Origin of the sequence: Paenibacillus eucommiae, assembly GCF_017874215.1 — a bacterium.
Taxonomy (GTDB): domain Bacteria; phylum Bacillota; class Bacilli; order Paenibacillales; family NBRC-103111; genus Paenibacillus_AI; species Paenibacillus_AI eucommiae.
In genome coordinates, this window is the sequence record NZ_JAGGLB010000011.1 from 82,399 (window position 1) to 98,368 (window position 15,970).

General features: G+C 45.9%; 3 protein-coding genes. All 3 read right to left on the bottom strand.

Translation table 11 applies throughout. The features are described 5' to 3' along the window. Window positions 1-84: 84 nt before the first annotated feature. Entirely contained in the window at window positions 85-7,734 is a 7,650-nt protein-coding gene (locus J2Z66_RS17035) for an S-layer homology domain-containing protein (RefSeq protein ID WP_209972654.1), read from the bottom strand. A 103-nt stretch (window positions 7,735-7,837) separates the two neighbouring features. After that, window positions 7,838-13,120, bottom strand: a complete 5,283-nt coding sequence (locus J2Z66_RS17040; RefSeq protein WP_209972655.1) for a hypothetical protein — start codon at window positions 13,118-13,120, stop codon at window positions 7,838-7,840. Between the two features lie 1,174 nt (window positions 13,121-14,294). Next, window positions 14,295-15,950, bottom strand: coding sequence for an S-layer homology domain-containing protein (locus J2Z66_RS43835; protein ID WP_209972656.1), 1,656 nt, complete (start codon window positions 15,948-15,950; stop codon window positions 14,295-14,297). Window positions 15,951-15,970 lie beyond the last annotated feature (20 nt).

Here is a 15,970-nt window from a genome sequence, read left to right on the forward strand (position 1 = left end):
ACACCGCCTCAATTCATTATTGATCCTTATAGAGCAGATATACCCGCACAAATCCTTTGGTTTTGTGCAGGTATACTTTATTTATTAATTCTCTGTTACCAAGCGATTCAGCCTTACCGCAATAGCGGCGGCTTGCGCTCTAGTCAGTACATCCCGTGGATTCACGTTATTGTTCTCACCCTCGATAATGCCGTACTTGATACTCAATGCGGCAGATGCTCTGCCCCAATCAGGAATTAGATCTCTGTCTTTAAAAGCACTAAGTATCTGCTGTACTTCCTCTTCCCCGATATCGCTGCTGATTCCAAGTACGTTAAGCAGTCTCCCTGCCATAGTCATAGCTTCAATTCGGGATACAGGTGCCTGGGGCGCATATAGTCCCTCTGCCAGACCATTTACAATCCCCAATTGTGCCGCTATGGATACACTGCGGTTAAACCAGTCGCCTTCTTTCACATCTGTAAAGCTAGCCTTCGCCGTCTTATTCATCAGTCCTGCAACCCGAAGCAGAATCGTCGGGTACTCGGCTCTTGTAATTTTGCTTTCAGGCTCAAAGCTGTCAACCGCTTTACCTACTACAAAAAGCTTGGCCGCTGCTTCGCTGATGCTAGCTTTCCCCCAGAATGAAGGGGCCACATCCTTGAAAGCTTTGGTATTGCGGATGAATACCAGGTTGCCCTCACCGGTCAATTGAATATTTGCATAAGCTGTCTTGTTCCCAGGGTTCGCAGGGGCCGCAGGGGCCAGCTTCCAAGGTACCTGGGTCCAATTGCCGTCTGGACCCATCAAAACAACTGCTGTAATATCTTCTGCCTGAATCGTGTCTGGAATTGCCAGCCTCACATCCATATACGATTTCCAATTGTTTGCAGGCAGGTTTGTCTCAATAGCTGCGCCCTCTCCCGATGCCAGCAATGTGGCATCCACACTTGCAGCTATCTCAGTCAATGCGCTTATAGCTTTATCACTGTTAGGACTGATTTTAATTTCCAGATCCTGCTCCATGCCTGTAAGCATATCTGGCGTTAGCACTAATCTTGCAGCCGGTACATCGATAATGAGCTTCCTCTGCTGGCTGACAGCCAGTTGTCCTACTGCTTTATCAATGCGGAAGGAGTAGCCCTTAACCGTTGTATCCTGAGAAGCTATAACAATGTCTTTGGAACCAGTGGACTCGATGTCCTTCAATGTAATATGGGCCGATAAAACACCCTCTTGTATGTCAACATTTACCGGTTTCTCATTGACAGTTACCGTCTCTTTACCGGACACTCCCGGGAAGAAGCCACCGCCGCCGCCACCACCGCCACCTGAGGGGTACCAAACATTAGCGGCTAGCTTTTCGGATACAGCCACAGCCTGCCTGCCTCCAGAGGTTCTTTTGGCAATGACAATGTACTCCCCTGACTTGGCAGCAACAACCCCATTCTGAGGCAGAATGCTCCACTCATCTATATTTTGCCGGAATTGCGGCAGCACTACGTCTGCTGGCTTGGCATATACCTTATAAACAAGCTGTTGTCCTGTCAAGTCGCCTGCCGAGCTTACAACCACCTTGGTTCTGGTACTATCATTATTAATCATAGTTGTTGAAGCAGATATACTTCCCATTCGTTCCGGTGCCGGTACATCTACCGATGCTACCATCATAGCCTGAAGGGCTACACCCTCAGATACTTGATACTCCGCCTGAATGAGACTTGCCCCAACTGCTAGTGCAGATACTTTGCCATCCTCTGAAAGCATCACCGCTTCACCCATCTCGACCGAGTAGCTTAGCCGCTTCTGATCTTCGGGAGACACTGGAACTTCCTTGAATTTAGGTTTGCCACCATCATTCTTTCCATCGGGCATCCGCAAAAAGGCTTCTACCTTTTTACTATCGCCCGGTTTCATAGCCATTTTCTTTAATACAAGAGCGACAGGCGCATCAAACTGATCATTTGTAATGGCCACGACTGCTGTATTTTCATTGCCTGCACCGTCATGAGCTGTAAACTTAAGCTCTATAGAAGGGTCTCCGGATGTCACACTAATGGATTGATTAAAGCTTCCATTATCCGTAATACTCAATGTTGTTCCGTTAACTGTCAATACAGCATCGTTCGAGGTTGTACCCGAAACCTGTATTTGGCCATTATGGGTTCTGGCGCCAGTTAGCGGTTCATCGATGTACAGCACCGGCGGGATTTTATCCACAGTCAAATAGAGCATTGTCACCGATACATCTTTCGTCTTTGTATTCGTTGCTACCAGTTCAATTGCATAAGGCCCGTCAGACTGGAATGAATCCAAGTGCAGGGTCCCGCTGCTTCCGCTCCCTTTATTCACAAAGGCTACTTTGCCAAGGGATTGCTCTGCGTAGAAGGCTTCCACCTCTATATCCTTTTGATCGGACACAAGTTCGATGCTCTGCTCGCTTTTGTTCGTCAGCAGCTCCATATAATGCTCGGATGCCCCAGACTTCATTCCTAACGTTCCTGCTCCTGTCAGCTTTGGCTTAACTGGTACAGGAAGCAGCTTCTTGACACTATCTGTTCGGCCGGCATAGTGATAATTTTCATTTTTATCCGCTTCCTTGGACGGCTTGGTTACCGCTGAAACACCTATCGTGTACTCTTGGCCCACCTCAAGCCCCGTATGTTCGGCTTCTTTCAAATCGATCACAGAGCCTTCGAGACTATCCAGGTTTATTTCATCAGAGCTGGATACCTCTGTCCACCCACCCAGCAGGATACCTTCATACTTACCGTTTGCTGGATTCCAATGTGCAGCGAGCTCCTCTTCCGTAAACAGAAGTTCTCCGAAATTAGGATAGTTGTTTAGTTTGCCGTTTTGCTCCTGAAAAGCTTGTATGACATAGCTGTGCTCGAAATTAGTTTGATCTGATTTTTTCTGCGCTGGCTTAAAGGAAAGAGCGAAGAGTCCATTGCCGGCAGGCTCGATCTTAACATCGCTGACATTTTTCGGTGCCAGAGGATCTATAATCTCGAATTTCTCTGCCGATGTCTTAGTCCCAAACGTTGAATTGGATTTCAGCTCGGCACGCAAATAATAATTACCCTGCTGCAGCAGCCCGCGAATATCTTCAACATCTCCGAGCAAGGAAACCCGGGTTACGTCAATGACCGTGCTGCCGGTTGTAAGAGCTCCTGCTACTCCGCCATTGGCCGCAACGGGTACATCTTTTGCAATAAGAAGTCCCGGGTCTCCCGGTTCAAGTACTTCCTCACCACTCGCCAGCTTCGTCTTTGCAGTGGATACTGCATCTTGGGCAAGATACAAATTCATGGTATCTCCCTGTTTTGCATTCTCCACGGCCCACGACGCTGTAAACTTATTGGAGTCTGCATTATTTTTGCTAAGACTTACTTGCTTTAACTGCGGATTGGTTGGCACATTCATCAGCTTGGTTTCCACAGCCTTAACGGAAGTAAGCGTCCAAGTGCCGCCGCTCTGCAATTGATTTTGTGGAATAATGATATAAGCCTTTCTGACATCCACCCCGTCGACTGACTTTGCTGCCGGCACATACTGGGTGTAGGCATTAGCTAACGGATTGGTGTTGTTGTTATCAAAAACAATCGGATACGGCTTGCCTGCTGCATCCTTCAATGTAAAGCTAGGCATATCCTTGTCCGTATATTCCATTTCAATGATGGCATTTCCGGATACGGCATTCATCGGGATTTCGTGCACTCTCCCGCTATTTTTCACTGTAATGCCGCCAATTCCTACATTCAGGGAACCATCATCCAGAACGCTCACACCTTCTGCTACATTGCGATAGATGATTTCATGATTTTCTTTTTCGGCATCCAGCCAAGAGGTAGCCAACGTTTCCATGCCCTGTCCGATTACGAGCAGCTGCGGTCCACGCTCCGGATCTTCAATAATCATGCGAATCAAGCCATCAGGCAGCCCTTCACCAGAAGTACCGAATTCCAGCCCTCCACCCCAATAATAAGTCACACCAAGCGATATAAACAGAATACCGACACTACCCCAGATTTTATCGTTATTGACGCCAAAGAACACGCTGGACAAAGGCATTCCGCCTACAACAGGAACATTGCTTGGAATCTGTACCCTCGCACCGATGTAGCCTTCAAAGTCCGTTCGTTTCTTTTCCAGGTTTTCTCCTACGAAAATTCCTGCCTTGCCCATAATGATGTCCCAGCCGCCGATATCTACTTCTGCTTCCAGCCGCACAAACCAAGGGGTTACCCATTGTGCTTCCAGTAGAGCTTTGCTCAGCATTGGAACTAAATCACTTTTCCCGGGATCAGCCTTCACTGAAAAATCCAGCTTCCCTTGCAGCGCCAGCCCAGTACGCTTCACCGTAAGATCAATATCACCAAAGAGATAAGCTGGAGCTATTCCAAATCTCATACTTACGCCTGCTTGTATGACAAGCGGGAACGGATCTTTCTTCGTGCCACCGGCGATCGTATCAGCCAGCTCACGTACTGCCCCCCGCACCTTTGTTAAATAAGTTGCACCTGTAATCAGGACTCCTGGTTTACCAAGGGATGTTCCAAAGGCAATCACATCTGGCAAAATCCTGCCATCCTCAACCTGCTTCAAGGAAAGCTCTGCTTGCACCTCCAGCATGTTTTTTAATTGTGCCTCGAATTTAACCCCGTAACGATTAGAAACACCTGGGACCTTCTGTACGTAGTGGACGATATTGATTTCGCCGCTAGGCTGCTTGGGATCATTCTTAGCATCCTTTTTATCCCCGGATTTCTTGGGACCAAACAGGCCCAGTTCCTTATTCAAGTCAAATTTAAGACCGGCATCCACGCCGACAAATCCTTTATCATTAAAAATAACGTTACGAACCTCGGCATCCACAATTTTCATGGAAAGCTTGCCACCGAAGGAGATGCCCCCATGTCTTAATATAAAATCATTAAAGGTAAATCCAAAGCCCGCTATACTAAAGCTTGGCGGTGCAAACAAACTGTGTTTGTTGAAATATACATGACCGATCATCAGTTGTCTGAGGGGATTCAGTCTGTCGCCCAGAGCTCCTACAGCCCAGCTTAAACTGCCGTTCAGGCTTTTATCTTCCTCATTATCGCCATTGTCGGGAAACACTTCATTCTCAATGACATAACCTTTACCCAAGGATTTATCAAATCCGTTAAAGAAATCCAGCGTCCATTCGCCCTGATGGAACACAAAACCGCTGCTTGCTACACTGAGCCTGCCATCTCCCTTGACGAAGAGTGTATCGAAGAAAGGCATGCTCTCATAGCCATTAACCTTTTTATTAGTTCCGAATATATCGAGCTTTCCGCGGACGAAGACCATATCCTTCCCTTTATAAGCCACAGCCCCGTTAATAATAGCAGGCTCAGTCTTCGTATCCACAATAACCTGCTGCTCGCTGCCAGTACCTACCTGCTTGATCATCCCGCGAACGACGACAAGCGATTCCCGGATCGCTTTTTTATTTGCATCTTCTTCCTTAAAAAACTGTTCCATCTCTTTTTCCGAAGCAAACAGCTTATATTGATAAGCAGGTACTTTCTCCAAGGCTTCGTTAGCCAGAAATTTATCAAGCTTAAATTTCGGGTCCAATGTATTGCTCGCTGCGCCTACAAACATTTTTGCTGCCTTATAGATGGTTACAGCACTGTATAAATCCGTCCCTGTTGCAAAAGGCTTGCCAGGAAATGCTTCATTAATTGTATCCAGCAACTTTCCATTAGTGTTCATTGTTACATGGCTTAAATCCACATTCTGCTTGTAAACTGCGAGAATACCCGCTTCCCTGACCCGGGATTGCTGATTATCCGTGACAAAAAATGTCTGACTGGTCGTAATATCATACAGCGCAGCTATTTCGTCATTACCGCCAGTGTCACTTTTGTAATCAATTTGAACCTGATATTCGCCCAAAGGCAGCTCTGGCCCAAGACCGGCCTCAATGATGTTGCCTCCTTGATCAACCAAGTCGCCTCCCCGATAAGTAATACGCATATCTCCCGAGAAGCCATCATCTGTAGGCTGTAAAATCACGGAATCCTTGACTGGTAATTTATAGCGTTTGCCCGTGATTTTCTCCTTCAAATACAGGTCAAAATTAGGGGCAGTAGTTTCATTCCCTGTATTGTACGCATCAATATTCGTCATATTAACTGTTATATATTTCACATCACTGCTATACAATTCTTTCGGCGAAAGCCCATAGGCATATGTAGCAGTAGCTTGACCAACGGCCGGCAATAAAATAAAGTTCGCTTGGCTCGATTCATACTGCGCTTTGATGCCTTCATCCTCAACCCCGGCAATTTTCTCTTCGGTTTGGGGGCTTCTGACCGTCAGCATATATTGTTGGTTGGTCGGCCACGGTTTGCCTTTAGCTTGTACTTTAAAAGAAACGGTAATGGCATCACCCGGCTTGTAGGTAGGCTTAATCCCTTGCGCTGCTTCCTCTGGTGTCGCCCCCTTAAAGAAGGGTTCCGGCGCAAAGCTTCGGAATGCTTCCGTGACGGCTTTGCCATTATTATCCCGCACAATATTTCCTTGCTTGTCCAGCTTTACAAAGCTAAGTCCGCTATCCAGGTTCATTTCAACGGAAATGCTCTGATGCTCCATATTAAACATGGCCAGATTCTCGATTTCAGCGGTAATATCGAATATGCCTTCATTGGCATAAGCACTTTCGTCCTCCAGTGTAGCCAACTGCTGCGGCGTGTCCATAAAGCGAATGGAGAAAACCTTATCCGGCTCAATGATTTCCCCTAGTCCATACACTGTCTCATAAGATTGGACAGCCCCAGCAGCCAGCGGCTTAGGCTGCCAATAGAAGGCTACAGCAGAATCCGCAGTTCCATAGTCATTCGTGTCCCTTGTAAAATCAAGGTTTCCATTAGGTGTGTAATCCCATTTGGTATTCGCCAGTCCGTTCCAGTGCCCGACGATCATTTCATCCACTATATTGATGTTATTTTCCGCAAAGTTATTAAACCCATATGCGATAACATTAGTCGCCAGTGGATTCGTTAAATCGAGCTTGTCTCTCATCACCCAGTAGGGAGGCAATTTATGCAAAGCTCTATCCTCTACGGAAATATCAGGATTATCTTCCGGGTTATGTACCAGCTTTCTTTCCACCATCAAGGGTGCTTTATAGGCAGTTCCGATCTGGAACTCAGGCCCGTCATTTCCCGCAACCATAGTATCCAGCAAAACCCGCGTACCGAACTCTACCTTCACATTGCTTCTATTGACCACTTCATAGCGAATATTGACATTCCCGGCATTTTTCTTGTCTGAAGCATCGGTATACAGCAGCAAAATCTGTTTAATCTCGACGCCTTTTATTTTCCAGATCGTTTCAATTTGTTTAGTTCCGTTGGAGTTTTGAACAATTCGGGGTGGAGTAGTCTCAGAAAAGAAGTTTGCGGCAAATTTATAAGGATTTCCGAAAATATAATCGGTCCCATCAATCCGAAAGGTGGTAAAGGAGGTTTCCGGATCCTCGCCACGGAACAGCATATTGACATTCTGGTCGTTTTTGCGGATAGGCTGCCCCTCCACAGTTCTGATGCCAAAACGCCCCGTACTATTGTCAACTGTTATTTTCACAAAATTATTTTGCAGCACCGTTGTTTTGGGCGCCGTGATTTCCGCCGCTAGCGCGGATGTAATCTCGGTCATCGTACCTAAAAAAAGAATAAAAGCCAGTATGAACACAAGCGTCTTTTTGACCAGCTTCACGTAAGTGCCTCCTATCTTTTATAAAAACAATCTTCATGCATGGGGAAAGGGACTATGCTAAAGTCCCTTTCCTTCTGTGCCTGACTTCAGTTATTCGTATCCATTATTCGAGCTTACCGATAAAGAAAGTTGCATATTCCCGTTCCCGCTCCTGGTTTCTCACGATAAGCGTATACCAGCCCACTTGAGGGAACGTGACTTCAAAGTGGCCATTCACCAATTCTTTGTATGTGATTTTACTTGCGATGTACTTCATCTGTCCTTCACGGTACAGTCCCGGCTGGTACAGCAAATCGTAAGTTCCCCACTCATTGGTCCTGATCTGGCCATTCACATCCAGAAGATTATATCGCTCAACCTTAAATGTCAGCTTATTGCGGTCAAACAAGGCGGACTCCCCAGCGGCTCCTGAAATGAGCACATCATCGGCAAAAATTAGCATGCCATCCGAACCGACTACAATAACATCCTGCACAGCCACTGCCGTATTGCCTACCTGATCCGTAGCTGTGTAGGTGACACGCTGCCGGCCAAGCTTAGTCAAATCAAGCCCGCTGTGGGTGACTTTAATATGGCTGGCTTGCGATACATTATCAGATACCGTATATCCGCCTAAATCCTTGTACAGATCGAAGTTTTGCTTGTTTTGCACAATCCCGGCCGCAGCCTGATTCAGTTTAATTTCTGGCGGTTTATTATCAAGTCCTTTAATCTCAACAGGTACTTTATTCACATTCCCCAATAAATCTGACAAGGCAATGGAGGTAGACCCTTCAGCCCCAAATATCCTTGAATAGGTGAAGCTGCCATCCGAGCCGCTAATTTGATTCGTATAATTCCCGGTCCCATCCTGCCGAATCGGCGTGACACCTGAAAAAACCATATTGGGCGCTGTTGTCTGGCCGCTTAAAGTGACTTGTACCTTGCCGCGTGCATACTGCTTACCATCGATCGTCACAATCTCATTCTTTTCCAAAGGCTTGCCTTCCTCGTTCACAAAGGTATAAGTGATCGTCTTTGCTTCCGGAGGTGCAGCAAGGATATTGTCTATTTCTTCCTTAATGACGGTCGTATTGCCGAACAAATCAGCAACCATAAATGAGATACTGCCATTTTTCAGCATGGTAACGGCCTTCTTTTCGTCAAGGACAATAAAGTCCTTGGCATTTTCATCAGCTTTTTGCACTTCAAGAGTTACTCCTGAGGAAAAACGCACCTGGCCATTATTGTCAAGGATGGTGCCAAAGGATTGGCTGTTGTTGGCCCCATAAGTGTAGGAGCGTACAATCTTCACCTTTGGACCTTCTTTGTCAATATTGGTTACAGTCGCCGTTGCTGTGCCGTTATTCCCTGCTTCATCTCTGAATTCAAACGTAAACGAACCATTTTCGGTAAAGGTGTACACAGCTTTGCCCATATTGTTAGTGATCTGGACAGGCTTTGAGGTTTCCAGCTTGACCGAGACATTGCCATTGGTTGGTCTTGTCGTTAAATACTCAATGCTGCCTTGCGGCGGAGTTCCATCTACATTATTGACTACGACAATAAGCGTCTCTATTCTGCTTGGATCGGCTGTATCTGTAAGATTAAAAGTATAATAGCCGTTCTTCTTTACATTAAATTTGTTGCCGCTGCGTACCGGATCAGAAGGATTCACAGCCGATGGCACCACCTTGATACCCAAAGGAGTCACGACATCAATGTCAACTCCAGTGATTGGACTAACTGGCCTTGTTGTACTTAGAGACGCCAAGGCGTATACAGGCTCCACCACGGATACAGCCTTCGTGTCCAACGCTTGCGGATCGCCAATCGCTCCACCTGGTGTTTTATATTTCACTTTGATTTTAAGGTCGGACACTCTGTCCGTAGGTACCTTTATCGCTACAAAATTCGTATAGGGACGCCATTTCACCCAGCTTTCGCCATCGTCCGGGGATACGGAAAATTCATATCCGCTCTTATCAAGCGTGTCCAGACTAAGCTTCACAATGGCTGTATAACCATCTTCAGCATCACCATATACATAGATCAAATCCGATTTCGAAGATGCAGGAGGCGTACCCCCTCCAACCTTGGATACCGTAAAGGTATCTGTAGTGCTTGCAATCAGACTGTTTCCGGCTCCATCTACAGCACGGACATACAGCTGGTAATAAGCAATTTCTCCATCTTGCAGCCCGGTATCTGTGATGATCACCCGTCCATCCTGCGGTATTGGCATCCAGTTGGGAGAAGCGTCATCCGGCAAGGCATCTCCGGACTTAACCCATTGGTATTGCTGTATAAGTCCGTCCGTGCTGTAAGGCTCCGTTACTGTAACCGTTAGCTCATGGGAGGCTTGTGGATAAGCTACCCCATTCTTGCTGAAGGAAATATCAGGAGCTAGATTATCGAAATAGTAAGCTTTGGAATAGTAGTAATATCTGGCTCCATACGGCCCCTCTGCTTCCACTTTAATATGAACATAATAAATGCCATTCAGGGCTGAATTGGCTGGAATCAGATAGCTCTGCTGCCCACTATCATTGTTCATACCATTTGCAATAAGCTCTGTGTACGCAGCTTCTTCCGGACGAATCGTACTGGAGTTAATAGCATAGGACACATGACTCTGATACGTAATTTCGCTCACTGATCCGCCATAGGTTCCTGAAGTTACGCTTTGCGGCGTAATTCCACTAATATAGAACAGCACATCATGACTTTTTACGTAACTGGTATTGGTCTCAGGCTCGAATCTTCCATGAACCTGTTCTTCCGAATTAACCGTTATCGGCGTTTCTGTTTGGACTATCCGTTCATTGCCCGCTTGATCTGCTGCTTTGATATACAGCAGGTAGGAGCCATCTTCCATAACTTCATTCTGAGTGGACAGGTTAACGCTATTTTCAACAAGGCCAATAGCATTCCAATTTATATCCTGGGGTTGGTCTCCTGCTTTCACCCATTGATAATAACTGTCTTTAAGGCCGCTGTGCTCATCCTCTATCTTGACAGAAATTCTAACGTTAGCCGTGTTGTCGCCATTTATTTCACCCATAGTAACGATGGGCGCCAGATTGTCCAGTTTAATAGCAGCAACCTTATAATCCCAGTTGGAATCTTGTTGTTTAAAATCTGTCAGCGGCCATATAGACAGGTCGCCGTATTGGCCAACAGCTGCCAGCGCTTTGTTGTCTGCATAAAAGATTTTATCGGACTCCGAGCCTGTGGCTTCTGCTTTCCAGGCTGCGTATTGTCCAGGATTGTTTTCCCGGAATGCTTTCATCTTCTCATATTGCATTAGCTCTCTCGCTGTATCCCAGGTCATGTCCGCTGTCCAGCTGTGCAGATACCATTCCCCGCTGCCGGGCTCAGTTAAAGCCTCGACAGGTGGTGCCAACATGTTCGTTTTGTTGTTTACAACCCGCAGTTGCACACCAGCGAACTGACCCGGATAAAGCTCGTCCGCCGGCTGCTTGGCCGACAGGGAATACCTTTTGATAGCTGCATAATGATCGCCGCTTTGATCAGCAAAAGGGTCAGCAGGATTCTGACTCCACAAATAATAAACCAAGCCTACGGCTGGCGAAGCCGGCCCGCTCATATTGGAAGGGCGATAGATGCCCTTGCTTGGTCTTTCCTTACCACGATCCGCTATATTCGGATCCAGAGAGGGTATGATCAATGGTGGATCGTTAGCATCGATCGTAATCTTGCCGTTCTTTTGATACTTTTCATTACTCGCCCCGCCTGTTTCATAGTGAAAGCCGATTTCTGGCTTTGTGTTATCTATGGACAGGGTAGCCCAATCAATTTTCGAGTTCACATTGGACTCGTCGCCATCCTTATGAATGCCCTCGAAATTGGCTGGTTGAATCAGCATATTTCCCGCATAATCCTGTATGACACTCGTGTCGGAATCATCCATCTTGTTTTTATGGGTTAAAGCTATGACCTTAAGAAGTGGCGTCTCTACGTTCACTCCATCTGGAATTTTGACCCGGAAGGTCCAGTTTTTCGTATTCGATCCAGATGCATATCCGGCTTTCAATCCGTTGTTAAGAAGCAAATAGGTATCTTTCACATCCCATCCATCCTTGACAACAGCTTCCTCCGTCATCTGAAGGGTGAAATCAATCGTGTCGTCCTTATTCAAGGTTACTCCGGTTAAAATTTCGGGCTGAATCCCGTTACCAACCTTCGTATATTTAGGTGCCACTGCATCGACGATCACCCGATATCCGGAGTTTTTGTAGTCGAAGGGATTCACTGTTTTCCCTGCTAAATAACTGTTGCTGGCCAGGCTTGCTTTATTAGGAAATTGGGTTGTAGCCACGTTCCCGGCTGCATCCGCAAAAACAGCCTCCTTTATTTTTTCCTCCAGCGATTTATTAAGAGGTGGAACCCCGGAGGTACTGCCCGTTATTTTCGGTTCAACGGGAAGATTATCGCTCTGGTGATACTTGGAGGCCGTATATGAAAATACAACACTCTTCTTATACTCCTTTAAATTGCCTGAATTGTAGGTTTCATTGTCCAAATACTGCTGTTGCCCAGCAGCTGGCAGTCCAGTCCCTGAAGGATTAGTAAACAGCGGCTGTCTTAGAAAATGCTCATGGTACGCCGAATTCAGTGCCGTCGGCTTGACAGGTTCACTAAAATTGTAGGCGAGGGAGATGTACTCGTCCTGTTTGACATACAGCTCTCTTTGACCGAGGTTCGTGTTGTCCCGCTGAGCTCCGTTGCCAATGAAAGTGTAATTGTTCAATACCGGGCGTGTTTGGTCCTGAAACTTAACATAGAAGTCTCTCACACCTGTCAAATCGCTGCCATCCTTGCCTTCGCCAAACAAAACAATTCTAATCACAGAATTGGGTTTGATAACGGCTGATGCACTTCTAGCGGAGACATCCCCACCACTTGTTTTTCCGTGCAATACCTCTGTACCATCCACAGTTATCGTCATCTCTGTAACTCGCGTCCAAAATAAACCAGAGTAATACTTCAGCCTGCTCCATCCAAAAACAGCCTCTGCATGCCCGCTTTGAGCAAGATCCATTAAGGCTGGATTATTTGCAACTTTAATTTCAAACTCGACCCAGGTATTTTTATCCTCCTTACCAGTAAAAATGTCACCCTTAGCCCAGTCTATTTGCGCATATTCATCCCTATCCCTGTCAATTTGTTTAAACCCGGGGGTCTGATTATTATAAAAGTTTAAAAAAGCATTATCAGCATCATGGGATGCATTCCCAATTAATGTACCTGCTCCAAAACGCACTTCCAGGTCGCCGCTTGCCGCTTCCGCCTTTGTTAGGAACCACTCAGGCATCAGGGAAAAAAGCATGCTGAAGGTTAAAGCCATTGCGATCCATTTGCTTACAATCTTATTCCTACGCATGAACACAGCCTCCTACTAAAGTCCTACATTCGTTTTTTGCCTTTTGATATCCGCGAATTCCCTCCCAACTAGTCAATCTGCATCTAAGGGCATTCCAATATCATCCGCCAAAACCCCTTTCTTATATCCTATCCTCCTCAAACCTACTGCTTTATAGCATATATAGGTATTATAATACTTGCCTCTATACCAATTCTAAACATTGCCAAATATCTAACATATTCTATTAGATGGATAACCTTCAAAAAATGAAACCTGCATTAAATTACAAATATTACCACCCGACAATATATGCGTTTATGTGACATTTTGACTAAATTTTTGGAAAGGTTGACTAGGCTTAATTACTCACAAGAACACCGAATCTAAAGTAGCAGAAAATTGTTTTTTTGATTGTAATAGTATCATTTCCGAATGAACAGCCAACCGAAAGGATCTGCTGCTTAACGATATTTTTTATCGTTAGAAGCATATGGTCCGTTCCACATCCCCTCCCTCTCAGATACAAAGTGCTAAACGTGATAGACCGATGCAGAATCCGTAATTCTCAACGACGGAAGATATCTTCCCGATACGGAAAGTACCTGTCTCTAACGGTCACCGCTGACCTTTAGAAGCTGATTTTTACATATTCACGATTCTAATGGACATCCGCGACCATTAGAAGGCAGTTTTCCCCACAATCGCCCCCTTTTCAGCCTGTAAGGGGCATCCATGACCGTCACAATCTCATTTCGCTGCATTTCCGCTTCTAACGGACTTCGGTGGCCATTAGCGCACATGTTACCCTCGCCTATATGAAAATAGCTATGAGAAGTACCGGGCCGCTATAAAGCTGGCATTTTCGTAGCATTTAACCGCCATCGAATGTTAGCTTGACTGTCAAGCACTGATTATTAGGTTGAGCCATCTAATAAAAAAAAAAAAAACACCTTGCGGGACTGTTGACAAAGTGTGGAGTAGAGGATAAATTCCCTCTAGCCCACACTTTGTCAACAGTCCCTTGCGGAGTCCTTTGAAGTGCGTGTTCGTGATGTTGGTGCATGGAGGGAGGAACAAATCTTTAAAGGCGGGCGCTACCACTCTTCCACCCGCAACCCTTCCCTCTTCTCAGCTACAATCGCACGAAGCGTACGAAAACCTAGCTCAAACGGAACTTTTCATAGACTTTGTCTTAATTAATAAACTTCAAATATTGAAGCATACGCTTGAGCATTACAGTACCCTGTGCACGTGAGGCATTTTGCTGTGGAGCGAACGTAGTATCCGTCATCCCTTGAACAATGCCTGCAGTAATGGACTTGGCCACTGCTTCTTTGGACCAACTGGAAATGGAGGCACCATCAGCGAACTTGTTAAGCACGCTCTGATCCAAGGCTACCTCTTTATCCGAAACCTTCAACGCACGAATGATCATAGTGACCATCTGTTCTCTTGTGATCATAGCATTTGGTTTAAACGTGCCGTCCTCATAACCATCAATCAGACCGGCTTTCTGTGAAGCTCCGACCGAGCCAGAGAACCAATCTGCCGCGGCGACATCTTTGAAGCCCTCAGCTTTTACCTCTGCAAGTCCCAAAGATCTAACTAAGAGGGCTGAGAATTCGGCTCTTGTGATAAGTTTGTCCGGAGCGAATTTAGAATCTGCAACACCATTCACGATTAGTTTGCTGGCCAGCAGCTCAACATCCGATTTTGCCCAATGGCCTGCAACATCTCCGAAGGTTTTGGCATGTTGGATAACACTATACAAACTGTTCCCTTTACGATATAAAATAGCATTTAGTCCGTCGAATATAGTCGGCACCGGGCTAAAGGTATTAGTATCCGGATTATACCATACCCCTATTGCGGTATTGGGGTCCGTTTCTTTTGAAAGATGAATCGTATGCGCTATATAAGTGCTGAATACACTGATTTCCTGGCTCATCCCATTGCTGCCAACAACCGTCACTGAAAATTCAACAGGTGCAGCCAATACTTCCGCTCCCAATTGAGCAGCGAATGCGTTGATAGCTTCTGCGCTTTCACCCTGAGTCCTGTTGATTACGATACTAACCTTCACATCTTTAAGCTCCAGCCCCATCTGCTTAGACACAGCAGCAAGGTCGATTTGATTGATGGGAAGCTTATAATCGCCTGCTCCTGTCTGGAGATGAAGTACCGATGCAGCATTCTTCGAAGTTAGCAAAGCAAGCACTTCAGGAGTAAGCTCCACTTTCACTACAGATGCAGCCGCTTTTACTTTTAGTGCATATTCCAGCGTAGTTGATGTCGCTTTCGATACAAGCTCAGTTATCTTAGCTGCATCAAAAGTGACAGTGACTTCATTCCCCTTCACAACTTCATTAGCCGCATCAGCTAATTGCATAATGCCATTGGATGGAGTATTTGGGTTATTGGTAGAATTATCTGGGGATCCAGGCCCCATAGGGCCGCCGCCACCACCAGTAAATGTTGCTCCGATGTCAACTTTCTTGATAGCAAATTCCCCTGTTCCACTTCCAAATCCCACAATAATATTCATACTGCTTGCACGGGTTTCTGGCATTGTAAATATAAATTGAAAAGTTCCATTATTATCTTTGGCATAGATGGCATCTACGTGCACGATATAGCTGTTGTTGTCAATCACCTTTAAGGTGATATCTTTTCCTGCTGGAGAAGTTCCGTTAATCTGCACTTGACTGCCGACAGCATATTTCCCCGCACTAGTTGAAATTTTTACGTCTGCAGAAGCTGCATAAATGGAATTTTTTGCAAAACCCGGGCTCAGGCTCGCTGAACATACACATAGCATGAAGCAGAGCATCATTATTTTTTTGACCACTTAATATACCATTCCCTTCT